Source organism: Devosia sp. (assembly GCF_028290625.1).
Classification (GTDB): domain Bacteria; phylum Pseudomonadota; class Alphaproteobacteria; order Rhizobiales; family Devosiaceae; genus Devosia.
In genome coordinates this window covers 16,965-42,507 of sequence record NZ_JAQGJM010000001.1, presented here as the reverse complement: position 1 = coordinate 42,507, position 25,543 = coordinate 16,965, and the positions used below count along the sequence as shown (strand labels likewise).

Sequence of the window (25,543 nt, the reverse complement as noted above, 5' to 3'; positions counted from 1 at the left end):
TTAGACCTTCTCGACGATTACCCACCACTCGGCATGCACGGAGTAACCGGGTTCGACCATCTGGATCAACTCCTTATGTTCGAGGGAGCGAATAGCCCAGGTGCCGCTGAGCACCTGCTCCACATCGCGTTTGGAACAGAAATAAATTTGCCCCACGCCCTGCAGCGTCCCGCCATCGATATCAATGCGCGTTCCATCCGCACCCGCGGTTCCGGCTGCGCTGCTGGAGTGCCGGTCGCTGTAGGGATTGAAGAAGAACTTCCCGCCTGGCCGCAGCACCCGCGCGATTTCAGCGACTGAGGCCTCCAGCACCGATCGCCCGACGCAGGTCAACGCAGCGCGATCGATGACCAGGTCGAAACTGGCATCATCAAATGGTAGCGCAGTGAAGTCTGCCACTTGCAGATCGCCGCCCAGCCCCTCCGCGGCAAAGCGTTGGCGGGCATATTCGATGGCACTGGCCGCACCATCGATGCCGGCAACCGAAAATCCTTCCCGGGCAGCAAACCACAAATTGCTTCCGGTCCCGCAACCGACTTCGAGTACGCGAACCTGGCTGCGTGGGCGGTCGCGGGGCGCATTGCGATAGATGAAGCTGACGATCACGTCCCAAGGATAGCGCTCGGCGTGACCTGCCGCATACTTTTCCTCCCACACCGGATCAATATTCTGCGTGTTCATGATACTTCTGTTGCCTTGGCCCGCGACGGTGCGGCTATGACTGAAGGATTTCGTAAATTGCCGCAAGGACGCGTTTCACGCCGTCGCCGTGGCAGATTGCTGACGCTGCCTGTGACGTGGCGCGCAGCTTGCCGGGCCATAGGCTTCGAAGCCCCGTGGCATAATCGCCGGGCATCAGCGCGCTGGACCGCCCCAGGTTGATCTGCGCGCCCGCTTCGCCCAACGCGGCTGCAATCGCGGTCTGATTGTCGGCCTGCACCGCAACCAGGCTAGGCAGTCCCAGGACGCATTTTTCCCAGCTGATGCTGCCGCCGGTGGTGATGGCCAGATCAGCATCAGCCATCAGGCGCGCCATGTGCGGGGTTTGAACATGCAGGGCAACTTCAGGGTTCCCCGCGATGCGTTGCGCCAATGCGTCGCGACCGGCATAACTCAGACCCACCACCACGTCGATTTGTTCCCAGCGGATGCCGGACAGCAAAGCCCCCTCGAGCGCCTTGCTTGTATCGTCGTCCGGATCGCCACCGCCCATGAAAATCAGAAGGCTGGCCAAGCCGAATGACTGCCGTCGAGCCAAGCTTGCCGATCTGAGGCCGGCAAATTCAGGCCGCACCAGCCCATAGGCCGGTCCCAGCAGGGTATGCGCCCGCGGCGGCAACAGACCATGGTAGCGATTCTCAAGATCGGCCACCAAGTTCTGGTCTAGCAGCAAGTCACAATCATGCCGGCGTTCGGCCAAATCGTCGATCACCATGACTGCCTTGGCGTGGGCGCTGAGCGCTTGCTCCCAAATCGCGTCGATCCCGTAGTGGTCCACGACCAGGACATCGACCGGACCGGACAATGCCGCGATGGTCTCGTCGGCGTCCTGTGAAGGCGAAACGCCCAGCCAGGCCGCGTAACCCTCCAGTCTCCCGGGGGGCGGCCCGGGCAGGGCGATGACCACGTGCCCCTGCTCGCGCAGGAAATCGATCATGTTGCCATCGTGCGCGCGACTGATGAAGGTTACCAGATCACCCCCTTGGCGCATCCCATTGGCCAGGGTCAGGCAGCGCATCAAATGCCCGCTGCCCATGGCCGAGGATCCGTCGACCCGAATTGCGACCCTCACGCCAGGCGCCGCCCGAGAATAAACGCCTCGGCTGCCTCCGAACCCACTGTCGCGCCTCGCCAATGGGCCAAGCTGGTGACACCCTTGAGCGAACGTGGATGTGGCCAGGCCCGCAATTCGCGCTCATAGGCCGCCAGCGCTTCGAGCTTGCGGTCCAGTTGCCGCGAGATATCCTCGAACCAGTTTGGCGCAAAAACCGGCGACGAACCGGGCGTATGCCATTCCGTGCTGGAAGCAACCTCAAAAAACAGGAGGGTCCTGACCGGGTGCCCGGTCTGCGGTCGGCAGGCCGACTGCACCGCTTCATGCAGCCGGCGGTGGTCGATATTGACGTCCCCGGCATGATGGGTCAGCAAAAGATCAGGCCGGTGCTGATCAATCAGCGCTTCGACGGCCTTGACGATGTCGAGCAGGGCCACGCTGTCCATCCGATTGTCCGGGAAGTCGCCGAAGCTCGGCGCCTGGGCGCCCAGAATCCGGCACGCCGCATTGGCGGCAGCGCGACGCTCGACCAACTGATCGCGATCGGGCTGCCCCACCTCGCGGGCGCCGACGCCGTCAGCCAGGAAGGCCACCTGCACTGTCGTGCCTGCATCTGCCAGCTTGGCCATCAGCCCGCCACAGCCCAGCACTTCGTCATCGGGATGGGCGGCGACCACTAGGGCCGATCGATAGGTCATCGCTCTACCCTCAATTCAGCCGTTTGAACCGCTCATGGGCCACCGGCCCATGCAGCAGCGTCGTCACGTCGCGACCATCCTCGCAACTGGCAATGGTTGCAAATATCGGATCGAGCGCATCGAAAAAGCCTTCGATCACGTCAGGCGTATGGTCGATACAGGCATAGACCGCGTCGCCCGCGAGATAGCCCTTGGCCAGCATCTCCTGGGTAATCAGAGTCTTATACTCGTTGGCGCGATCGGACACGAAGGTGAAGCCGCACAGCGCTGGCAACCCCCAGTGATTGATCTTCAGGCCGTGCTTGTCGGCCAGGCTCTGCCAACGGCCACGAATGTCAGAGCCAATTGCAGTAATCGTCTCCCACGAGCGTGTTCGAGCCATCACTTCAAGCGTCGCCAGGCCCGCGGCTGAGCCAATGCGTTCGGTCCAGAACGTGCTTGATATGAACGTCGACTGCGCCGCCTGCATGACTTCGCGACGCCCGATGGTGGCAGTGATCGCGTAGCCATTGCCGAGCGTCTTACCGAAGATCGCCATGTCCGGTTCAACACCATAAAGCTTGTGCAGCCCGCCAAAGGTCTGGCGAAAACCGGAAGTGCACTCGTCAAAGATCAGGACAATGTTGCGTTCGGTCGCAAGCTTGCGGATTTTATCGAGAAAGCCGTTTTCCGGCCCGCGGTTGCGCGACACTTCCATTTTGATGACGCCAATATCGTGCGCGTCAACCAGGGCCAGCAGTTCGTCAAATCTGTTGTAGTTGAAAGGCAGCACCGAACCACGCAAGTGCTGTGGCACGCCATTGGGGGCCAGGCCCGGCAACAAGTGGCCCGCGAGCGTTTCGTCATCGCCCAGATTGGCTGCTAGATACCAGTCGTGCCAGCCGTGATAGCCGCAGATCGCCACCTTGTCTCGTCCGCTGGCGGCCCGGGCGATTCTAATGGCGATTGCGTTGGCTTCGCCGCCCGACCGCGCAAAGCGCACCATGTCGGCCCACGGGTGCAACTCAATCAGGCGCTCCGCGAGATAGACTTCCTCGGGTGCATTGAGCGTTGACATATTGCCTTTGGCAATCACGTCCATGACCGCGGCATCCACCTCTGGATGACCGTAGCCCAGAGTATTGGTGCCCACACCCATGATCGACATGTCGATCAGTTCGCGGCCGTCCATATCCCAGACCCGGCACCCCTTGGTCTTCGAAAAATAAGCGGGCCACTGGTCGGGCAAAAACATCTCGGCGCGCTTGGACAACAACATATTGCCACCCGGGATGGCGCGCTTGGCCCGCTTCCACAGCTTCTGCCCGCTACCCATCGCCGATCCCTCGTTGCGGATCAAATGCCGATTAGCCGCGAATAATTCGGGTTGCTGGCGCGACAGGGCCAGCACGTCTTCCCAACCGAAATCCGTGCGCGGGGCAAAGTGAGCGACAACGGCACGAACAACCTCTAGATCCTCGAACTCGTCCACGGTCCAGCGCTGCGCCGACTCGTCGCTGTCATGAGCGACATTCAGCGTTCGAAATTTACCGGACCCACGGATATATGGCGTCACATGCTCTCGGTCATGGGTGTCGCGTGTCTCGTTCCAAGCGCGTTCCAGCGCCCCAAAGCTGAATACCTCGATGTCGATTCCGTCCGGAAAGGTAGGCGGCGCCACGTTGCTGGCATAGTCAACATCGCCGGCCTTGAAGGCGGCAACAGCCCGGTCTACCACAGCAGAATCCATCAGGGGGCAGTCGCCAGTTACGCGCACGACGATATCTGCCTGCTGGTTCCGTGCGGCCTGATAATAGCGGTCCAATACATCATCCTGACTGCCACGCGCCACATGATGGCCCAGGCCCGCGACATGCGCGGCCAGCTCATCATCACGGGGATCGGTCGAGGTCGCCAGCACGATGGCATCAAGCTGGCGGGCTGCTGCAAGCCGGGCGAGCAGAAAATCGATCATCGGCCTGCCGCCCAGGTCGCGCAACACCTTACCAGGCAAACGCGACGATGCCATGCGGGCCTGAACGATGGCTATGGTTTTCACAGGGCACTCCAATTGGATGGATTGAGCAATTTCAGATCGTGGCTTTGCAGGTCTTCCGGCACGGCGGGCACCGCAAGCTTCGCAGCTTCGATGATCTGGTTCAACTGCGCCGGTCCATCGACGCCGACGACGAGGCGGCTGATTTCAGGTCGTTGCGCGGCAAAGTTCAATGCCGCCGCGACGGCGGATACTTGTTCTTCGGCCAGCCAGTCTTGCCAGCGTTGAAGCAAGGCCCGCCATGGAGCGAATTTCGGCAGAGCCGCGGCGTCATCCATCAGCAACAATCCCTGCAGGAAAATCGAGCGAACGTGGATTTCGGTACCCGCCCCATGCAGCCGGGTAAGCCAGCCGCTCGTCAGCAGGCGCCGATCGAACACATTGTAGGGGCACTGGACGATGTCGGGTTGAAACACCGTGAGGATCCCGTCCAGCTCGGTGGGGTCATAAATGGACACTCCGAGCTTTTCCGATTGCCCCGCCGCCTTGACCCGGCCCAGCCCCCGCACGAGAGCAGATCCATGTGGACCAAGCAGGTCGGCCGGTGCATGCAGAAGCAGGCCGGTCAGGCGTGGCACGCCAAGCCGGCTCAGCGAACCGGCCACTGCGGCGTCCAGCCATTGCTGTATATCGGCACAGTCAGTTGGTATCGGCGGCAATTTCGAGATAATGCGCCAATCCGCGACGCCAATGCCTCCGAGCACGCTTTCGCTCTCGCCATAGCCAATGGCGGTGTCGAGCGTATCAATGCCGGCGACATTGCCCGACGCCAATATCTGCGATGCTGCTGCCGAGGTCACCTGCCCGGTTCGATTGGCTATGCCATAGGGCAGCCCGAACTGGACCGTTCCCAGCGCCAGCCGTGATACGGTGCTAGAGCCGAAGGGCATGGTCGAGCGCGTCCACCACGCGGTCCTGATCGTCTTCGGTCATTGCCGGATAGAGCGGCAGCGTTATGGCGCTCTCACCATAGGCCTCGGCCTCCGAGAACATGCCGGGTGCAAAGCCGAGTGGACGGAAATCGGGCTGCAGATGCACCGGCATGTAATGCAGATTTACCCCGATACCGCCAGCCCTCAACGCTTCGAATACTTGCCGGTGGCGCGCAGGATCGCATCGAGGCAGGCGCACCACATAAAGATGAAAGCTGGATCGGCATTCCTGATCAACGGTGGGCAGTATCAGGGCGAAATTGGCAAGGAGTCGATCATAGCGCTGGGCCAAATCGTTGCGACGCGCGACGAAGGCGTCGAGACGCTCCAACTGGCTCAGGCCGAGCGCCGCTTCGATGTCAATCATCCGGTAATTATAGCCGAGCATTTGCTGCTCATAGTACCATGGGGCGGGGTTCTCCGCCTGCAACCGGGACGGCTCGCGGGTGATGCCGTGGCTGCGCAAGGCGGCCATGCGCCAAGCCAGTTCCCCGTCATTGGTCATCGCCATCCCGCCTTCGCCGGTGGTGATGATCTTGACTGGGTGAAAGCTGAAAACCACCACATCGCTATGGCGGCAATCACCAATCTTGGTGTCGCGGTAGGTCGCGCCGATGGCATGCGAAGCGTCCTCTATGACCTTGAAGCCATATTGCCTTGCCAGCGCTCCGATCGCGGCCATATCGCAAGGTTGACCGGAAAAATGTACCGGGATCAAAACCTTGGGTAAATTGCCTTTGGCCTCGGCCTGCACCAACTTGGCCTGCAGCGCCGGGATCGACATGTTCCAGCTATGGGCGTCGATATCCACAAAATCCACGCTGGCTCCGCAATAGCGGGCGCAATTGGCGCTGGCCACGAAGGTGTTGGGCGTGGTCCAGACCAAGTCCCCCGGCCCGACGCCGAGCGCCAGGCAGGCAATATGCAAAGCCGAAGTGGCGCTGTTGACCGCAACGCCATGCTGCGCACCGACCATGCCGGCGACCGCTTGCTCGAACCGGGGCACCATCGGGCCCTGCGTCAGGAAATCCGACTTCAGGACGGCGACAACCGCTTCGATGTCCTCTTCGCTGATCGACTGGCGGCCATATGGAATCATCGCTTAGGCCGCAAAATCGGGAGCGACATGCTGCGTCACCAGGACGCGGATATCATCCACGCCCAAGAAATCGTCATTGTCCCCCGAATTATAGGAAAATCCCTCGGGGACCGGCGTCGCGCCGGCCGCGAGATAGGTATTGCGCAGGACCAGCGCATCGGAGGGCAGGATAGCGAAGTACTTGCCCAGGTCCAGCGTGTTGAAACTATCGGAAGTGGTGATCATTTCTTCATGCACTTTCTCGCCCGGACGAATGCCGACGACCGGGTGCGCGCAATCGGGGCCGATCGCCTGGGCGACGTCCAGGATACGGTAGGACGGCAGCTTGGGCACGAAGATTTCGCCGCCGAGGGCGTTCTCGATCGCCCACAGGACCATGTCCACGCCTTCGTCCAGCGAGATGTTGAACCGTGTCATCTTCGGATCAGTGATCGGCAGGCTGCCAGTGCTGCGCCGTTCGAGGAAAAATGGAATGACCGAACCACGGCTGCCCATGACATTGCCATAGCGCACCGCTGAAAAGCGAATGTCGCGGCTGCCCTTCATGTTGTTGGCGGCAATGAACAACTTGTCCGAGCAGAGCTTGGTCGCACCATAGAGATTGATGGGCGCCGCGGCCTTGTCGGTGGAGAGCGCCACCACGCGTTGCACACCGGAATCCAGACATGTCTCGATCAGGTTCTGCGAGCCAATCACATTGGTCTTGATGCATTCGAACGGATTGTATTCCGCCGCCGGCACCTGCTTCAACGCCGCCGCATGTACCACGATATCGATACCTTCGAGCGCTCTGCGCAGCCTGGATTCGTCGCGGATGTCACCGATGAAATAGCGCAGTGCGGGATGGTCCGAGGGGTCGAACTTCTGCGCCATCTCGTATTGCTTGAGCTCGTCGCGCGAAAAGATCACCAGGCGCTTGACCTGCGGGAAACGCGCCAGCACTCGCCGCGTGAATGCCTGACCGAACGAGCCGGTGCCTCCGGTAATCAGTATCGACTTATTGTTCAGCACTTGCGGTTCCAGTGTCTTGGACGGGTTCGGGTAGTGCCAGCATTTCGGCGGCAGTTCCCTGGGTAACGATACGACCCTTATCGATGCGGATGATGTGTTGGCAATGTTCGACGGTCGAGTGGCGGTGAGCGATGATGATGATGGTCTTGTCCCGCAGCAACTTGACGCCACGCATTACCTCTAGTTCGGTCTGGGTGTCCAGTGCGCTGGTCGCCTCATCCAACACCAAGATGCCCGGGTCGTGATAGAGTGCGCGGGCAATGCCGATGCGTTGGCGCTGACCGCCCGAAAGCCGGACGCCACGTTCGCCCACCGGCGTTTCCAGTCCCTGGGGCAAACTGGCGGCAAACTCGCTCAATTGTGCCGCTGCGACGGCCCGAGTCACTGCCGCTTCGTCGATCTTGTCTTCGGCGATACCGAAGGCCACGTTGCGGCGCAGCGTATCGTCGGTCAGGAAAATCGACTGCGGCACATAGCCGAACTGATCCTGCCACTGGCGCAAATGGTTCTGTACATCCTCGCCGTCGGCTTCAATCGTGCCTTCGTCGGAGCGCAACAACCCCATCAACACGTCGATCAGCGTTGACTTACCAGCGCCGCTGCCCCCGATAATCCCGAGCGAAATCCCTTTGGGGACACTGAAATCTATATCGTCCAGTGCCTTGCCGGACGCTTCCGGATAGGAATAGCTGACGTTGCGGAAGCGAATGGCTTCGCGCAATTGGCGCTTTTCACCGCCATGCGTATCGGCGCCCTCCTCCATCTGGCGCATTTCCTCGCGAAGCGTCTGCACCACGGGTAAATAGTAGCGCAGGCTCTGTATGCCGTTCAGAATTCTGTTCGAACTGGGCACCAGCCGATATGCCGCCGCCGCAAATACACCCAGGGTCGGAACGATGGCGCTCAGTGGCTTACCTTGCGACAACAGCGTCAAGACCAACCCCGCCAACCCAATGACCGCCAACAGTTCCAGCCATAGGCGCGGCAAGGCCTGCACGGTCATTTCACGCTTGCCGACGCGCGCCACAGCATCATTATGCGCCTGATATTGTGCGAGAAAATGGCTTTCGCGCCCCAATAGCTTGACGTCCTTGGCCCCGCCCAGCCCCTGCTGCAAATGCTGGATGCGCTGGCCTTCATGGAACTGGCGCTGCTCGCCCCAGCGTTTGAGCCGACTGCGCGTGACTACCAAGAACAGGTATCCCGCGGCCCCCAGGACGAGCATTACGGTAATCGCCCCGACCGGTTCGAGCACGATCAGCAGCATGATCAGGCCGATCGATACCATGCCTTCGGTCGCAAGCAGCATGGTTGACTGCAGCGCGCCCATGGTGAAAGCGGAGGCTTCGTTCATTACATTGCGGATCAGTTCCGCCGAATTGCGTCGCAAATGAAACGCATAGCTTTGCCGCAGGTAGCCAGAAAACAGACGATGGGAGATGTCAGCCTGGGCATCGAACAAGAAATTGGCCTGGCGCCAGGCGAGAAAGCCCATGAACACGGCTTTGACTGCAAAAAGCGCGACCAGGGCGCTGAGCGCCACTATCACCAACTGGTTGGCAGTCAACGCCGCCAGCCTGTCATGCATCGGCAACCAGGCGGGAAGAGGCCCCGAACCGCCGCTGCCGTTCAGCGAGGCGACAGCCGGAATGACCGAGCCAACGCCCAGCGTCTCGAGCACCATGCCGATCAACATCAAGCCGAACAGCGCGAGGGCCGACCAGCGTTGCCGCGGCGACAGCATGCTGATGATGGTGCGGAATGTACTCATGGCTGCGGCACCTCGTACAGGCAGAGGGTCTTCACAGTCTTATATCCGAGGCATCTGCGGGCAGCACATATTTGAGGTCGTACAGGATGTGCTCGGACTTGCCCAGAGCGCGAATGGCGGCGGCCCCCATCGCCTGGAACTGACGATGCCCGACGGCCAGCACAATGGCGTCGTAGCTGTTCGGCTTCAATTCATGAATCAGCTCGATGCCAAGCCCGGCCTTCGCCCGTCCAGGCTCGACCCATGGATCGTAGACATCGACCCGGCAATTATAGTCCTGCAGTTCGCTGACGATGTCCACCACGCGCGTATTGCGCAGATCGGTACAGTTCTCCTTGAATGTCAGCCCCAGCACCAGCACCCGCGCATCCTCGACCTGGATCCGCTTGCGAATCATGGCTTTGACAAGTTGGGATACGACGTGGCGGCCCATGGAATCGTTGACCCTGCGCCCCGCCATGATGATCTGGGGATGATAGCCGACGGTTTCGGCCTTGTGTGTCAAGTAATAGGGGTCGACCCCGATGCAATGTCCACCGACCAGGCCAGGACGAAACGGCAGGAAGTTCCACTTCGTGCCGGCGGCCTGCAGTACGGCTTCGGTGTCGATCTGCAGATGGCTGAAGATGATCGCCAGCTCGTTGATCAACGCGATATTGAGGTCACGTTGCGTATTTTCGATCACCTTGGCGGCCTCCGCGACCCGGATGCTGGGAGCCTTGTGAGTGCCGGCGACCACGATTTCCCGATAAAGCTCATCCACCAGGTCGCATGCTTCGGCCGTCGAGCCGGACGTTACCTTGAGAATATTTGTGAGGCGATGCTGCTTGTCGCCCGGATTGACCCGCTCAGGGGAGTAGCCGACGAAAAAATCGCGATTGAAGACCAAGCCCGAATTGGCTTCCAGCACCGGCACACAATCTTCTTCTGTAGCGCCCGGATAGACTGTCGATTCATAGATTACCAGGTCGCCCGGCTTGAGCGCGCGCCCGACGCTGGCACTGGCCGCCAGCAGCGGCCTCAGATCCGGGCGCTTGAACTCATCGACCGGCGTTGGCACGGTGACGATGTAGCATGTGGCCGACTTGAGGTCTTCGGCATCGATGGTGAAAGTGAGGTGGTGAGCCGCTGCCAGTTCTTCGGCTGTGGTCTCGCGCGTGTGGTCAGAACCGCCCCGGAGTTCGGCAACGCGGTCGGCATCGATATCGAAGCCGATCACCGACCGCCGTTTGCCGAATTCGACGGCGAGAGGCAGACCAACGTAGCCAAGCCCGATGACTGCTACTCGTAAGTCTTGGAGGCGAAGCATGCTCTTCCTTGGATTGGCTCAGAACGGGTCCACGAATCTGGGTGCCTTCTACGAGGTTTGCAGCTTGCCGCCAACGTCCACCGCGGCGCCCCTCTCAACCAAACACAATAATATCTCATCCGCCCATCGCCGACGGCCAGATTACTTACGCCTGGACCAGTTGAGCGCGGCACGAATCTGACGCAGCCGAAGGCGCGTGTCTGAATTTGGCTCCTGTCGAAGCACGTAAATCCGTATCAACGCCACGTTCAGGACCAACAGCATCGCTATGATTGCGGCGGCCATGCCAATCAATTCGGGCCGCGGCCCTGCGAAGACGGCCGGGCCGGGGGTTTTGTACAAGGCGCCCCGGGCCGTCAGCAGGCGCTGTTCGGCGGCGTAAGATGCTCGCTCGACTTCATCAATGTTCTGCTGCAGGGCGACAATGCCGCCAGCGTAGTCGGTCGCGGCCAGGCCGCCGGGCGATGCAGCGTCGGTACCGAACGCCGACTGCAGTTGAGAGACTACGTTGTGCAGGGAAGTCAGTTTCTTTTTGTAGTTATCGACTTCGCGTTGCGCTGCCTGCAACCCCGCACCGCCGCTGGGATAGCGTATTTCGACTTGGGCCAGCGCTTGCCTCAGCAAGGCGTCTGCCCGCTCGGTCGTAGTGGCACGAACGCCGAGCAGGCTATTGCAGGTCGTGATACCGGCAACTGTTGAGCACTTGTCGCCCGGCCTTGTAAAAAACTCGCCCTCGGTGGCCTCGATCACTGTCGCGATCGACACGTTGGCCGAAGGTTTGAGTGGCAGTTGCTGCAGACCCTCATTCGACGCGCCATCCAGCGCCGCGTCGACCTCCTTTTGCAACAGCCCCACCTCGACCGCACTCTCGTATGACGCACTGAACAGGGCCGTGGTCAGTCCCCAACCCGCAACGCCGAAAAGCAGGCCGGACACCAGGATCGCCTTCCACGCCTGGATCGCCGCCAGCAATATATCCAATATGCCGACACCTGCCGGCTCCGGCTCAATCTCTTGTTCAGTCATATAATTTCTCTATCATAGTATCAATTACTCGCGCACCGCAGAAATATAACTTTTCATGTGCCACCGCGCCTCACTCGCGCTCAAAGCAACTCAGCCGAAGCAACCGTATTCGCTGTTTTTATTCGGACGCGACTACCCAGTCACGACCGACAACCAACAATATTTTTATGTTCGCTGCGGAAAATTGATAGCACAGGCCGGAGTGTGGCCCGGTTTGCTGCGATTTGAGGTTTGCGCTATCCACATTGAGCGAAACCGCGAGGCATAATTGAATCTCATAGTCGCCGGACTGACAACCATTATCGCTTTTGGCTTGGCATGGGCAATCACCCGGATCACCGAAGCCAGCGCGGCGTCGTCCGGATTAATCAAGGCGCCGAATGAGCGTTCGTCGCACACCACGCCCACCCCGCGTGGCGGCGGCATCGCGATCGCCGTGGCCGGTGTCCTGGCCGCTATCGTTATGGGAATTGCCGGTAACCTGCCCATGCTCACGTCGCTTGCCGTTCTCTGCGCCACAATCGCCGCCTTGGGTTTTGTCGACGATCTGCGTGACCTGCCACCGGCTGTGCGGTTTCCGGTCCAGATTGTCGTGGTCAGCCTCCTGGTGTGGCTGGCCTGGCCCGTGACGCCATTGGCCCTGCCATTCGGTCTGGTTCTGAGTGGTGCTATTCTGGCTGTATTTCTCGTTTTGACCGGTCTTTGGTGGGTTAACCTGTTCAACTTCATGGACGGAATTGATGGCATCGCGGCCAGCCAGGCCATTTTGATCCTGCTTTTGGCCTGCTTGATTTGGTTGCTCGGCGACAAGTCAGCGCCATCCGCCCCGCTGTTCTGGGTGATGATCGCGACTGCCGCCGCCACCGCCGGCTTCCTTGTCCGCAACTGGCCGCCCGCCAATATCTTCATGGGCGATGTCGGCTCCAATTTTCTGGCGCTGCTCATTTTTGGGGCAGTATTGCTGACGGTCGCAGATGGTGCTCTGCGGTACTCGACGTGGCTGAGCCTCGTTTCGATCTTCTTCAGCGACGCAACCGTGACCTTGCTGCGCCGTATCCGGCATGGCGAGCGACCTTGGCGGGCACATCGCCGCCATGCATACCAACAGCTATCGCGCCTATGGGGGCATAAACCAGTCACCACGCTCTATGGCGGGCTTACGTTGGTATGGGCCGGCTCATGCGCCTTCGGGGCCCAATTTCAACCGACGCTGGAATGGGCATTTGTCGGCTTGTGCTACCTGCCACTGCTTGTGGCGGCAGTGCTGACAGGTGCTGGCGCCAAGCTCGAATGGAGCGGCAAAAAGGCATGACGCCGCCTAACTCGATCGCCGGGGAGACCTGGAGCGTATGGCTGGAGGTTGAAAAGCCCGCGCGGTCCCTGCGAGCCAGACTAGGCCGCACCAAAGCGTAAACCAACAGACAAGCGGCTGAGCTGCTGCCGGTTTTGAGGACACCGAGTTAAGGTGCTTTTGGAAACTGGAGAGTTTGATGGAGAGACGCAAGTTCAGCCGGGAGTTCAAGCTTGAGGCTGTCAGGCTGGCCAGGGAACGGGCGGCCCTTCGGCAAGGGTGCTTCCAGCCCGGCCATGAGGTTCGCAACGGATTTCCGACCGAAGTTTTGTGTCTTCAGAAGATTGCCAAGAGAAACGCCCGCGAGGTCGGACACGGTCTGTATTTCTAGGTTGGTAGGGGAGTTTCCGCCGATCAGACGAGTGGGCACGCCGAGCTACGAAATGGGCTGGTTGCAATGTGGTTGCAATTTCCTTTCGCCCCGATAATCGGTATGGACGTCGGGCCATATCATACTGATAATATTGGAGATTTTTGGTGCACCCGGAGAGATTCGAACCCCCGACCTCTGCCTTCGGAGGGCAGCGCTCTATCCAGCTGAGCTACGGGTGCATCCGTGAGGCGGAGCGGGGCTCCGGCTGAATGGGCGCAACCTAGCCAAAGCCGGGCGGCGGCGCAACAGGGGATGAAGGGCTAAATCGCGTCATTTTCGGGTGTGAATTCTTGCAGCATGCTGGATTCTTGCGAGCCAGGAGCCCCACCCTGCGATCCGTGCCAGTTTGGTTTGTCAATCGCGCGCCAGGACGATCAGGCGATCGCCGGCGACATAGTCCATGGCTTTCGACTTGATTGGATTGACAACGATGCCGCCGGCAACGGCGCCGGGACGGGGGCGGTGGTAACCCATGGCGACTTCGCCGCGGTCGCGGGCGGCCTGGGTGATGGTGTAGAAATTGACCGGCGCGCCGAGCGCCACATAGTCCTCGGCCGGCCGCATGTAGATTTCAGAGCCTTCCTCGTCGAGGAGGTCATCGAAGATGGCGGCCAGCGAGTCGTTTTCCGAGGCTTGGGCGAGCATCAGGCTGACCAGCTTGTTGCTGACCACGAAATCGTCGGCGCGGGTGACTTCGGCCAACTCGCGATTGCGCACGTCGATCATCTCGGACACCACATTGATGTGGATGCCGGCGGCGTCGGCGATCTTGCGCAGGTGCAGCAGGGTCACCAGGGTGCGAGTATCGGTGGGTTGGGCGGCCATGTGGTCGGAATAGCCCAGCACCAGCACGTGGTCGTAGCTGGGGATATCGAGTCCCTCGAGCGCGGTGCGGCTGGTGGTATCGACCTTGCCATAAGCGACCGAGAGATTATCGCTGGCGATGCTGAGCGCCGCGACCTCGGCGTCGAGGTCGGGCGTGTCGGCGGCGATGGCGAGCACCGAGCCGGGCGCCACATAGCGCGACAGCTCATAGGCGATGATCTTGGCGCGGCGGTTCCAGCCCAGGATAAGGGTGCGCTCGGGCAAAGCGGGCCGGTGTTCAGCAGCGCGGATCGCCGCGATGTCGACGCTGATATTGTTGGTGGCAATACGGACTGCTGCGTCGTCCTCGGCAATGATGATCGCCTTGGTGCCGGGCAGGATCACGGTGTCCATGGGCGGATTGAGGGTGACGCTGCCGTCGGGGGCGCAGAGGCCGATCAGGGTGGAGCTCTCATAGGCCATCAGGCTGTCGCCAAAGACATTGCCGGCGAGGTCTGGTTGTTCCAGCGTGTAGATTTCGCAGCCGTCGAAGTCCAAAAGCTCGGAATAGACGGCCGAAAGGCCGGATTGGCGGGAGGAATGGACGACGATGCGGGCGATCAGATCGTCGGCCAGCACCAGTTGGACTTCCTTGCCGCCGACTACGCGGGCGACGTCGGCGTTGGCGGCATGGCGGATTTCCGCAGCGATCCGGTAGGGCGCGGCGCGGCGGCGCGGATCGTTGACCAAAGCCAGGATGGTCTTGATGACGCGGCTATCTACATCGTCGGTCTCGTCCTCGCCCTGTTCGGGCGACAGCACGATGATGGAGCGGGCGGTCTGCGGCGAGGTCAGGGTCAGGTCATAGAGATCGGTGGGATCGCCATGGCGACAGATGATGCGGGTATTGCCGAGGTTGGGCACCTTGGCGGCGATCTCGTCTTCCATCTCGACCTTGTCGCGGGTGGACATGATGACGATGCGCGGCTTCTTGCGGCTTTTATTGGCCACCACCAGTTCGCCGATGATGTCGAAGATCGACGGGCTCCAGTTGAGAATGATGGTGTGGTCGTTTTCCAGCACCTGGCTGCGGCCCTTGCGAAGCTCATCGAGCTTGGACTCGATGCCGGTGGAGAGTACGCCGATCAGGGTGGAGACGATGAAGATGCCGCCGATGGTGACGGCCAGCATGACGATGCGGAAGCCCCAGCCGGCGTCGCCGCCCATGGTGCCGCTATCGAGCGTGCGCATCAGGGCCTCCCAGGAGGCCTCGATGAAGCCGGGCACTTCGCCGCCCTCGGGGGCAATGCGCAGCAGGGTGATGATGGCGCCGGCAACCAGGATTACCAGCAGCGACAGGATCGCCAGCCAGCCGATCAGCGCGACCGGGCCTGCCGACATCGACTTATCGAACTCGTAGCGCAGTCGGGCGCCCAAGGAATTGCGCTTAGCCATCAAAGCCCCATCCAGATGCGAAGGCACTGCCAGAGGGTCCTTCAATTTTTACTCATAGCCATCCAGTCCCGGATGGCAATTGGGCAATTGTGTTCGCGATTGCGGCTCCCCAGGTTTTGCGCCCGTTTTCTGCCATGATAGGGCCGTGTTTGAGCCCTATCGCCGGATTGGGACAAATCGGTTAAGGTAGTGCGTCAGATTACGGGACACTGCATGCGACAAACGGCAATCATGGTAGCGGGCGTGGCCCTTCTGAGCCTCCTAGTCTCCGGCTGCTCGATGAGCTCGTTCAAGATGGCCCCCGGTCCAACGGCGGCGCTGGCGGCTCCCAAGCCCGCGCCACAGCCCGAAGCCGCCCAACAGGCCGCCGCGGCCGAAGAACATGACAGCAATCCGCTGGCGGGCCTCTTGGCTTTCGCCTCGCCAAATGCGGCTCCGGTGGTGGAAGCCTCGTTTGCGCCATCAGGGCCGAGCCGTCCGGCGCTCGATCCGCTGATCGCCAAATATGCCTCGGCCTATAATGTGCCCGAACGGCTGATCCGCCGCGTCATCGTGCGCGAGAGCGGCTATAATCCGGGTGCCCGCAACGGGCCCTATTTCGGTTTGATGCAGATCAGTCACGCCACTGCGCGTGGCATGGGCTATGGCGGCAGCCCGGGCGGGCTGCTCGATGCCGATACCAACTTGCGCTATGCCGCCAAATATCTCGCCGGCGCCTATGTGACGGCGCGTGGTAATGAAGACCAGGCGATGCGATTCTACGCCAGCGGCTATTATTACGACGCCAAGCGCGCCGGTTTGCTGGAAGAAGCCGGCTTCCGCTGACGTCTTGGTGCGTGCTGAAGCAAATCCCTCACCCGTCTCGACCTGCGGCCGATCCACCCTCTCCCGCAAGGGGCGAGGGTTGGCTCAGAGTTCAACCCACCCACGGAACTCCCTTCTCCCCTCGTGGGAGAAGGTGCCCGAAGGGCGGATGAGGGGGGCCTTTACTGGGTAGGATGCGCGTTTGAGGCCTCCTCACCCGTCGCTACGCGCCGACCTCTCCCCCAAGGGAGAGGTGAAGAGCGCGAGGGTCGCCCCGCCAACACTCTCAGTCCGAAATCATGACCCCTGCGCCATTCCGCTGGTCAGCAGCCGCGACAGGTGTGCGGCGAGTTCGGCCTGTTGATAGGGCTTGGACAGGCGCGGCAGGTCGGTGGTGGTGCCGCTGGGCAGGTCGGCATAGCCGGTGGCCAGCAGGATCGGCAGTTCCGGATACAATTCGCGCGCCCTGGTGGCCAGTTCGACGCCAGTCATGCCCGGCATGGCATAATCGGTAATCAGCGCGTCGATGCGCTTGCCGCTGCCCAGGATTTCCAGCGCCTGCTTGCCCGAATAGGCTTCCAGCACGGTGTGGCCGAGGTCTTCGACCATATCGACGGTGTTCATATTGATCAGCGCATCGTCATCGACCACCAGGATGGTGGAGGCTGGCGCTTCGGCTTTGACGGGTTCCATTTCCAAAACCTCTTTGACGGGTGCGGTTGATACGGGGAGCCACAATTCGGCGGTGGTGCCCTTGCCGGGCTGGCTGACCAGGTTGAGCGCGCCGCCCAGTTGCACGGCCAGGCCATGCACCATGGACAGGCCCAGGCCGGTGCCCTTGCCCAGTTCCTTGGTGGAGAAAAACGGCTCGATTGCGCTTTTGAGCGTCGCGGCATCCATGCCGAAACCGGTATCGGTTACGCTCAGGCGCAGGAAACTGCCATCGAGCCCCAGCCCGCGCCAGGCGCCCTCGCGCTGGATCAGCGCAATGCGCAATGTGCCGCCGTCGGGCATGGCGTCGCGGGCGTTGACGGCGAGGTTCAGGATGGCCAGTTCGAGCTGGTTGGGATCGACCTTGGCGGGCGGCAGATCAGGCGCCAGATCGAACTCCACCGCGATCCGCGGGCCGATCGAACGCTCCAATAAGGCGCGCATGCCTTCCAGCAATTGCGCCAGGTCGGTCGGCAGGGGCCGCAGGTCCTGGCGCCGCGCGAAGGCCAGCAGCCGCGAGGTCAGCGACGCGCCACGCTGGGCGCCCTGCAAGGCGCCGTCGATGAAGCGATGCAATTGTGGATCGTCGGGCAGGCGCTTGCGCAGCAGTTCGAGATTGCCCTGTATGGCGGCCAGCAGGTTGTTGAAATCATGCGCCACCCCGCCAGTAAGCTGGCCGATGGTTTCCATCTTCTGGGCCTGGCGCAATTGTTCCTCAGCCCGGCGCCGGTCGGTCATTTCGCGGAAAAATGCGGCCCCGCCCACGATCTGCCCGTCGCCGCCGCGCAGGGGCGCGTGCTGGCTTTCCAGCGCGATCTGGCCGGCGGCCTCGGTGGTCAGCTCGATCTCCTCGATCGGGCCGGAGACCCCGGCCAGTGCATCGTGCAGGCGTGGCGTGATCGCCTCGCTTTGGCCGGCCCCGATCAGTTCGGCCAGCGGCCGGCCCTTGGCCTCGGCGGCGCTGACGCCGAACAGGCGCTCCATCACCGGGTTCCAGATGGTGACGTTGAGATCGGGATCGTAGGCAACGATGCCAGCCGGCACGCTGGTCATCAGCAGGCCCGACAGCGCGCGTTCGCCGCGCAAGGCCTCCTGGGTGCGTTCGCGTTCGACCGCCAGTTCCTGCACCATCTCGTCGCGGAAGGCTTCGGCCTGCTTGCGCTCGGTGATGTCGGAGGTCACCCCGATAACCGTCGCCGGCCTGCCGGAACGGTCGGTCAGCACACGGGCCCGCGCATCGACCCAATGCTCGCTGCCATCGGGCCAGTTAACCCGGTATTCGATGACCAGGTCCGAACCGGTCCCGATGGCATCGTCCATCGCCCGTTGCACGCGGCTCTGGTCGGACCAGCCGATGGATTCAATCAGGTCGGCAAACAGGAACGCGTCGTCGGGGGCCCTTCCGTAGCAGGCCTTGAACTGGTCCGAACCGCTCAAGCGCTGCTCGGCGATGTCGAGCTCCCAACTGCCCATGCGACCAGCCAACAGTGCCGTCGCCAGGTTTCGTTCGCCCTCGCGCAAATCTTCAAGATAGCGCCGCGCCTGATATTGCCGGCGGCGGCCGCGCAGCGCGTTGTCGACCACATTGACCAGCGTCGTGGTGTGGAAGGGCCGCTCCAGAAAGATCACGTTGCCCAGCGCGGTCTGCAGGTCCGCCAGCAGCGGGTTTTGTTCGGGCCCGCCCAAGCGCTTGGTCAGCACGATAAACGGGAAATCGGACCAGGGCTGCTGGTCCTCGATCCAGCGCGTCAACGCACCCAGATCGGCATATTGCAGCGCCTCGTCGGCAATGATGGCAAGCCCTGCGCCCTCCTGCAGGCCAGCGACCAGTTCGGCGATCCCGTCACGGTTCTCTGCTTGCCGGCCAACGCCCTGCAATAGCGATACCGCCAGCGGACCATCGCGTCCGGCCGGGGCTAGCACCAATGCACGCTCCGAGTTGATCACACCCGTTCGTCTCCGGCCGACAGAAAGTCGCGTTCGTTGTCCGCCTGGACAACTTCTTCGCGCCCCAGCAGCGGTTTACTGGCGCCAGTATAGGTTGGAACGCCGCGCAACACACCTTGGAAATCCTCCAGCGGCTCGCCGATCGACAGCCCGTTGCGACCGATGCGGTATTCACGGATGGTGTCTTCGTGATCGCCGCTGCGCTTCTTGATGATCGAGATGGCGCGCCGCACCCGCCCCAGCGCCTCGAAATAGCGCAGCAGGATGACGCTATCGGCCAGGTAAGTGATATCGACCGGCGATTTCATGTCACCGACGAGGCCATGCTGGGCCACTGTGACGAACGTGGTGGCACCCTGCCGGTTCAGATATTGCAGCAGTTCGTGCATATGCAACAGCAACGCCTGTTCGGCCGGCATGGCCGCCTGATAGCCGTTGAGGCTGTCGATCACCACGGTCTTGACCTGGGAGGCATCGACGCGGGCACGCACCCGGTGGGCAAATTCGCCGGGCGACAATTCGGCCGCGTCGACCTGGTCGATGAACAGGTTGCCGGTCGCCTGCATGGCCGCCAGATCGATCGACATCGCCTTGGCGCGGGCGAACAGCAGGCCCAGTTCCTCATCGAAGATGAATAGCGCGACCTTCTCGCCGCGCTCCACCGCGGCCTTGGCGAAGTGCATGGTCAGCAGCGACTTGCCCGAGCCCGCAGGTCCCAGCACCAGGGCGCTTGAGCCGCGCTCCAGCCCGCCGCCGAGCAGGGCGTCGAGCGCGCCGATCCGGCTGGTCAGCACGCTGCGCTCGAACTCGGTCTTGTGCTCGCCCGCCACCAGCCGCGGGAACACGTTGACGCCGCCGCGCTGGATGGTGAAATCGTGGAAGCCGCCACGATAGGACTGGCCGCGGTATTTGATCACCCGAAGCCGCCGCCGTTCGGCGCCATAATCGGGCGCCAGTTCCTCCAGCCGCACCACACCATGGGCAACCGAATGGACCGTCTTGTCGTTGGATTCGGTGGTCAAATCGTCGAGCATCAGCACCGTGGCGCCATTGCGGGCGAAGTAGTGCTTGAGCAGCAGGATTTGCCGCCGATAGCGCAGCGAACTCTGCGCGAGAAGCCGGATTTCCGACAGGCTATCGAGCACGATGCGATCAGGCTTGATGGCTTCCACCGCCTCGAACATCGCCTTGGTGGTTTCGCCCAGTTCCAGATCGGACGAATAGAGCAGCGTCTGCTGCTGTTCGCCATCGAGCAGGCTCTCGGGCGGCGCGAGTTCGAAAATGTTGAATTTGTCCTGGATTTCCCAGCCATGCGAAGTGGCCGTCATGCGCAACTCGTCCTCAGTCTCGGACAAGGTCACATAGAGCCCGGTTTCGCCCTGCGCCGCGCCGTCGAGCAGGAATTGCAGCGCGATCGTGGTCTTGCCGGTGCCGGGGCTGCCTTCGAGCAGATAAAGGTGCCCACGCGCCAGCCCGCCCACCAGGATATTGTCGAGCCCCGCAACGCCGAGCCTGGCTTTGGTGTTTGAAATGTCCGACATACGCTGAAAACCAACCACATTGTTTGGCGGCGACCGGCCGCTCTATGCCTTGAATTTTTCAGAACGGGCATGCCGCCCGACGGTTCCCGTACAAAGCGAACAATGGGCTAAAAACTTCGCCGCTCTTTGACGCCGCGTCCGCTTCCCGTAAAGTCGCCACGCGTCCAGTCTCAGGAATCGGTTCTCATGCATCTGCTGCTCGTCGACGGCTCGGGTTATATCTTTCGCGCTTTCCATGCCCTGCCCCAGCTCAATCGCAAGTCCGATGGCCTGCCCGTCGGCTGCGTGCAGGGCTTTTGCAACATGCTGTTCAAGCTCACCGAGGACATGAAGGGCGATGACGCGCCCACCCACATGGCGGTGATCTTCGATCATTCCGGCAAGACTTTTCGCGACGACATCTATCCGCAATACAAAGCCCAGCGGCCACCTGCTCCCGAGGAACTGGTTCCGCAATTCCCGCTGACCCGCGCCGCCACCCGCGCCTTTTCGATCCCCTCGATCGAGATGGAGGGCTGGGAGGCCGATGACATCATAGCCACCTATGCGTGCAATGCCCGCCGCGAGGGCTACAAGGTCACCATCGTGTCCTCCGACAAGGACCTGATGCAATTGGTCGAGCCCGATGGCTCGATCCGCCTGCTCGACACCATCCCGCGCCCCGGCCAGCCGCCGCTGCGCTGGATCGGCATGGACGAGGTGTTCACCAAGTTCGGCGTTACCCCCGACAAGGTCATCGACGTGCAGGCCCTGTGCGGCGACAGCGTCGACAACGTGCCCGGCGTGCCCGGCATCGGCGTCAAGACCGCGGCCGAGCTGATCAACCAGTATGGGAGCGTCGAGAACCTGCTCGCCCATGTCGACGACATCAAGCAGAACGCCCGCCGCGAAAAGCTGCGCGAGAATGCCGAAAGCGCCATCATTTCCAAGCGCCTGGTGACGCTGTCGCAGGAGGTTCCGGTGGAACTCTCGCTCGATGCGCTGATCCGCGTGCCGATGGCGCCGGGGGCATTGTTCCCGTTCCTCAAGGCGATGGAATTCGCCACCATCACCAAGCGCCTCGCCGGCCTGCTCGATGCCGATCCCGATGCCTGGGAGGCCGATCCGGCCATCGCCGCCAGCGGCCGCGATCCACGCAAATCGCAGGACCTGTCGGTCGCCCGCGCCAAGCTGGCCGCGCCGCAGGTGCCCGGCACCGGCCCGACGCTGCATGCCCAGGAAGAGCACGCGCGCATCAAGGCCATCCCGGTCAACTACGAGGCCTACGAAACCGTCACCACGCTGGACCAGCTCACCGCCTGGATGGCGCGCATCATCGACAAGGGCCATGTCGCCATCGACACCGAGACCACCGGCCTCGATCCGCAATCGGCGGACCTGGTGGGTGTGTGCCTCTCCACCGAGCCGGGCAATGGCTGCTATATTCCGGTCGGCCATTCGCGCGGCGCCGCGAGCCTGCTGGACGAGGGTGGGCTGGTCGAAGGCCAGTTGCCGATCCGCGAAGTGCTCGACACGCTGAGGCCACTGCTCGAAAACAAATCGATCCTCAAGATCGGCCAGAACACCAAATACGACACCTCGATCTTCGCGCGCTACGGCATCACCATGGCGCCGATCGACGACACCATGCTGCTGTCCTATGCGCTCGATGGCGTGCAGTATAACGGCCTCAACGTGCTCGCCGATAACTGGCTGGGCCATACCGGCATTTCGTTCGCGGACCTCGCTGGCACCGGCAAGGCGCAAAAGACCTTTGACCAGCTCGAAATCCCCGCCGCCGCCCGCTATGCCGCCGAGGACGCCGATCTCACCCTACGGCTCTGGCATGTGCTGAAACCCCGCCTCGCCGCCGAAAACGCCACCACGCTCTACGAAACCCTCGAACGGCCGCTGGCTCCCGTGCTTTCCCGCATGGAATCGCGCGGCATTTCGGTCGATCGCGCCATTCTCTCGCGCCTGTCGGGGGATTTCTCCCAGCGCGCTGCCGCGCTGGAAGCCGAGGCGCATGAGCTCGCAGGCGCCACCTTCAACCTGGGCTCGCCCAAGCAGTTGGGCGAAATCCTCTTCGACAAGATGCAACTCCCCGGCGGCTCCAAGACCAAGACCGGCGCCTGGGCCACCGGCGCCGATGTGCTCGAGGACCTGGCGCTCAAGGGCATTCCGCTGGCCCGCACCATTGTGGACTGGCGCCAGCTCACCAAGCTCAAGGGCACCTATACGGACGCCCTGCCCGCCCATATCAATGCGCGCACCGGCCGCGTGCACACCTCATACAGCCAAGCCTCCGTGCTCACAGGCCGCCTGTCGTCCAACGAGCCCAACCTGCAGAACATCCCGGTGCGCACCGAGGACGGCCGCAAGATCCGCTCCGCCTTCGTCGCCGCCCCCGGCAAGATTTTGATCTCGGCCGACTATTCGCAGATCGAGCTGCGCGTCCTCGCCCACATCGCCGATATCCAGGCGCTCAAGGACGCCTTCGAGGAAGGCCTCGATATTCACGCCATGACGGCGTCCGAAATGTTCGGCGTCCCGGTCGAGGGCATGCCGTCAGACGTGCGCCGCCGCGCCAAGGCGATCAATTTCGGCATCATCTACGGCATTTCCGCCTTCGGCCTCGCCAACCAGCTCGGCATTCCGCGCGGCGAGGCGGGCGACTATATCAAGACCTATTTCGAGCGTTTCCCGGGCATCAAGGACTATATGGACGAGCAGCGCCGCCGCGTGAAAATCGATGGCCACGTCACCACCCTGTTCGGCCGCAAGATCCAGTTCCCCAACGCCAATTCCGCCAATCCGTCCGAGCGCAGCTTCGTCGAACGCGCCAGCATCAACGCCCCCATCCAGGGCACCGCCGCCGACATCATCCGCCGCGCCATGATCCGCATGGAGCCGGCCTTGAAGACGGCCGGCATCGAAGCCGACATGCTTCTGCAAGTGCACGACGAACTGATCTTCGAAGTGCCGCTGGGGAGCGAGGCCACGGCCATGCCGGCGATCACCAAGGTGATGGAAGGGGCAGCGGAACCGGCAGTGCGGCTGTCAGTGCCGATTAGGGTCGATGCACACGCGGCGCATAATTGGGATGAGGCGCATTAGGTTGTGTGGCAATATGCTGCTGGAAAATTGGAGTTAGCCTAGTGTCAGAAATAGCCGCCACTACAACCTCAGATGACCAAGTAGCCTCAAGCGACGAATATGACATCGCCTTGGCGGAAGGTATTGAAGATGAGGCTTTACTAGACGAGGTAGACACCAAGAAATTTTCTATAACTAGCTATGGTGCGGATTATACCGTCGACTCGCTTGTTAAAAGAATGAAGGGCGGCGCCTTCACCATACCGGAGTTTCAACGTCGTTATATTTGGTCACAAAAGCATGCTTCAAAATTCATTGAGTCTTTGCTCATGGGTTTGCCCGTTCCTGGAATTTTCCTTTACAAGGAAACAGCAACTAACAAGCATCTTGTTATAGATGGTCAGCAAAGACTGCGAACTTTGCAAGCGTTCTACTCTGGCCTTTTTTCTGAAAAGAAGTTCAGATTACTCGGGATTCGAGAACCTTGGGCAAACAGAACATATGAAGAGCTCGACCCTTCTGATCAATTGAAGCTCGACGATTCAATCGTTCATGCCACCATTTTCACACAAGACGAGCCGTCCGATGTATTAGACAGCATATATTTTGTATTTGAGAGGATAAACTCCGGCGGAATAAGGTTGTCTCCCCAAGAGATCAGAAACTGCATTAGCGCAGGTGATTTTACCAAGATTGTTCACAGTTTAAATAGAAATGAAAGTTGGAGGAAAGTCTTTGGTCCAGAAAATAAGCGAGCCAAAGATGAGGAATTAATCGTTAGATTCTTTGGAATGCTCCTTGATAAAGACATTTATTCTCGCCCAATGGATAAATTCTTGAATACATTTTCCGACAAAATGAACAAGGCACCTGCAGAACGATTAGCAAAATTGGAAGCAGTATTTCGTCAGACTGTTGATTTGATCAACAAATCACTAAATGGAAGAGCATTTAGGCCAGTGCGGTCGCTTAATGCTGCGGTTTTTGACGCCGTTATGGTTGGCGTTGCCACACGTTTGCAGAAGCCAAATGAAGCCGAGCCAAGCCCTGAAGCGGTAGCAAAGGCTTACGACGAACTAATTCAGCAGCCAGAGTTTCGTAGGGCTTGGGAGAGAGCTACGGCGGACGAGGAGAATGTCAAGGCGCGCATGTCTGCTGCGATAAATGCATTTAACGGGATTTGAATGCAAGCACAGTTGGATAGTCGATTTTTAGCATTGGAAACTTTTATTAAACAGTGCCAGGGCAAAGACGTCTCTGAACAAATTCAGAGTCAGTTATGTCGCTTCGGCGCAGTTTTGGTTTGCGGCAACGTCGAGCGTTGTGTCGAAGTCATCTTATTAAATAGGTTAAATTCTCGCGCTCACCCTCGAGTTCTGAATTTCGTTAAGTCTCATTTTCAACGCGGCAACAACTTTGACTGCGCGGCTATAGGCCAATTGTTGGTACGATTTGACACTGATTGGTATGGTCACTTTGTGAAGTTTGTGGAGACGAATCCCGACGTGAAGGAGGCTATTGCCTCTTGTTACGCGGTTAGAAATTCGGTCTCGCATGGCGGCACCTCTTCCGTTGGCCTTAAACGCTTAATAGAATTAGTGGCCCTCAGTCGCCGCCTGATAGATGGGGTTGTCCAAGCAACTTCGTAGTAAAGATAGGACGGCTGGCATCTGGCCGTCTCAGCGCACCCAGGTGGGGCCTATCCTGAGTTCGCGTCATGCACCGCTAGGTCGTCCCGTCAGCGCCACCCACCTTCCGGCTGGGGCACCATATCGGGATGGGCCCCGGCCTGCGCCGGGGTGACATCGGGGCTGGGGAACGGGTGGT

The 25,543-nt window shown here is 61.0% G+C and carries 18 protein-coding genes, 1 tRNA gene and 1 pseudogene; 5 read left to right on the top strand and 15 right to left on the bottom strand.

The features are described 5' to 3' along the window. The 10 genes from JWR51_RS00180 to JWR51_RS00135 form a co-directional block, all read right to left on the bottom strand. Complete coding sequence (locus tag JWR51_RS00180; RefSeq protein ID WP_299741981.1) at positions 1-681, bottom strand: class I SAM-dependent methyltransferase; 681 nt, start codon at positions 679-681, stop codon at positions 1-3. A 34-nt stretch (positions 682-715) separates the two neighbouring features. Then, positions 716-1,792, bottom strand: a complete 1,077-nt coding sequence (gene pseG / locus JWR51_RS00175; protein ID WP_299742553.1) for a UDP-2,4-diacetamido-2,4,6-trideoxy-beta-L-altropyranose hydrolase — start codon at positions 1,790-1,792, stop codon at positions 716-718. Continuing rightward, positions 1,789-2,472 carry a PIG-L deacetylase family protein gene (locus JWR51_RS00170; protein ID WP_299741978.1) on the bottom strand — a complete coding sequence of 228 codons (684 nt, stop codon included), beginning with the start codon at positions 2,470-2,472 and terminating at the stop codon, positions 1,789-1,791. The genes pseG and JWR51_RS00170 overlap by 4 nt, the downstream gene beginning before the upstream one ends. 10 nt (positions 2,473-2,482) lie before the next feature. Next, a complete protein-coding gene (locus tag JWR51_RS00165; protein ID WP_299741975.1) occupies positions 2,483-4,510 on the bottom strand; it encodes an aminotransferase class III-fold pyridoxal phosphate-dependent enzyme in 2,028 nt (675 codons plus the stop codon). Beyond that, positions 4,507-5,397 (bottom strand): aldo/keto reductase, encoded by an 891-nt coding sequence (locus JWR51_RS00160; RefSeq protein ID WP_299741973.1) that lies wholly within the window; start codon positions 5,395-5,397, stop codon positions 4,507-4,509. Before JWR51_RS00160 ends, JWR51_RS00165 begins: the two co-directional genes overlap by 4 nt. Continuing rightward, positions 5,381-6,538: a UDP-4-amino-4,6-dideoxy-N-acetyl-beta-L-altrosamine transaminase gene (gene pseC / locus JWR51_RS00155; RefSeq protein WP_299741970.1), complete on the bottom strand. Its 1,158-nt coding sequence runs from the start codon at positions 6,536-6,538 to the stop codon at positions 5,381-5,383. The genes JWR51_RS00160 and pseC overlap by 17 nt, the downstream gene beginning before the upstream one ends. Positions 6,539-6,541: 3 nt before the next feature. Then, entirely contained in the window at positions 6,542-7,549 is a 1,008-nt protein-coding gene (gene pseB / locus JWR51_RS00150; protein WP_299741967.1) for a UDP-N-acetylglucosamine 4,6-dehydratase (inverting), read from the bottom strand. Further along, positions 7,536-9,320, bottom strand: a complete 1,785-nt coding sequence (locus JWR51_RS00145; RefSeq protein WP_299741964.1) for an ABC transporter ATP-binding protein — start codon at positions 9,318-9,320, stop codon at positions 7,536-7,538. Before JWR51_RS00145 ends, pseB begins: the two co-directional genes overlap by 14 nt. A 31-nt stretch (positions 9,321-9,351) precedes the next feature. Beyond that, entirely contained in the window at positions 9,352-10,629 is a 1,278-nt protein-coding gene (gene tviB, locus JWR51_RS00140) for a Vi polysaccharide biosynthesis UDP-N-acetylglucosamine C-6 dehydrogenase TviB (protein ID WP_299741961.1), read from the bottom strand. A 141-nt stretch (positions 10,630-10,770) separates the two neighbouring features. Continuing rightward, positions 10,771-11,655, bottom strand: a complete 885-nt coding sequence (locus JWR51_RS00135) for a hypothetical protein (RefSeq protein WP_299741959.1) — start codon at positions 11,653-11,655, stop codon at positions 10,771-10,773. 268 nt (positions 11,656-11,923) lie between these two features. On the opposite strand from JWR51_RS00135, the gene JWR51_RS00130 reads away from it, so the two are divergent. Further along, a complete protein-coding gene (locus JWR51_RS00130; protein WP_299741956.1) occupies positions 11,924-12,967 on the top strand; it encodes a glycosyltransferase family 4 protein in 1,044 nt (347 codons plus the stop codon). Between the two features lie 148 nt (positions 12,968-13,115). Here the strand turns inward: JWR51_RS00130 and JWR51_RS23985 are convergent, their stop codons facing one another. From JWR51_RS23985 to JWR51_RS00120, 3 genes are all read right to left on the bottom strand, one after another. Further along, positions 13,116-13,376 carry a DNA-directed RNA polymerase subunit alpha C-terminal domain-containing protein gene (locus tag JWR51_RS23985; RefSeq protein ID WP_366525523.1) on the bottom strand — a complete coding sequence of 87 codons (261 nt, stop codon included), beginning with the start codon at positions 13,374-13,376 and terminating at the stop codon, positions 13,116-13,118. A gap of 105 nt (positions 13,377-13,481) precedes the next feature. Then, positions 13,482-13,558 (bottom strand) — tRNA-Arg (locus JWR51_RS00125). A 175-nt stretch (positions 13,559-13,733) separates the two neighbouring features. Further along, on the bottom strand, positions 13,734-15,638 hold the full coding sequence (locus tag JWR51_RS00120; RefSeq protein ID WP_299741953.1) for a hypothetical protein: 1,905 nt from the start codon (positions 15,636-15,638) through the stop codon (positions 13,734-13,736). Between the two features lie 483 nt (positions 15,639-16,121). Between JWR51_RS00120 and JWR51_RS00115 the strand changes: the two are divergent. Continuing rightward, positions 16,122-16,463, top strand: a pseudogene (locus JWR51_RS00115) (transglycosylase SLT domain-containing protein); the annotation flags it as partial. A gap of 276 nt (positions 16,464-16,739) precedes the next feature. Here JWR51_RS00115 and JWR51_RS00110 read toward each other — a convergent pair. Continuing rightward, positions 16,740-19,076 (bottom strand): PAS domain-containing protein, encoded by a 2,337-nt coding sequence (locus JWR51_RS00110; protein WP_299742550.1) that lies wholly within the window; start codon positions 19,074-19,076, stop codon positions 16,740-16,742. A gap of 20 nt (positions 19,077-19,096) precedes the next feature. Then, positions 19,097-20,641 carry an ATPase domain-containing protein gene (locus tag JWR51_RS00105; protein WP_299741950.1) on the bottom strand — a complete coding sequence of 515 codons (1,545 nt, stop codon included), beginning with the start codon at positions 20,639-20,641 and terminating at the stop codon, positions 19,097-19,099. Positions 20,642-20,827: 186 nt separating this feature from the next. Between JWR51_RS00105 and polA the strand changes: the two genes are divergently transcribed. From polA to JWR51_RS23980, 3 genes are read left to right on the top strand one after another with little or no spacing between them, the layout of a single operon-like run. Then, positions 20,828-23,737 carry a DNA polymerase I gene (polA, locus tag JWR51_RS00100; protein WP_299741947.1) on the top strand — a complete coding sequence of 970 codons (2,910 nt, stop codon included), beginning with the start codon at positions 20,828-20,830 and terminating at the stop codon, positions 23,735-23,737. A gap of 41 nt (positions 23,738-23,778) precedes the next feature. After that, a complete protein-coding gene (locus tag JWR51_RS00095; RefSeq protein WP_299741944.1) occupies positions 23,779-24,900 on the top strand; it encodes a DUF262 domain-containing protein in 1,122 nt (373 codons plus the stop codon). After that, the gene (locus JWR51_RS23980; RefSeq protein WP_366525522.1) at positions 24,901-25,365 is read left to right on the top strand and encodes a HEPN domain-containing protein; all 465 of its coding nucleotides are present in this window, start codon (positions 24,901-24,903) and stop codon (positions 25,363-25,365) included. The last annotated feature ends 178 nt before the right edge of the window (positions 25,366-25,543 follow it).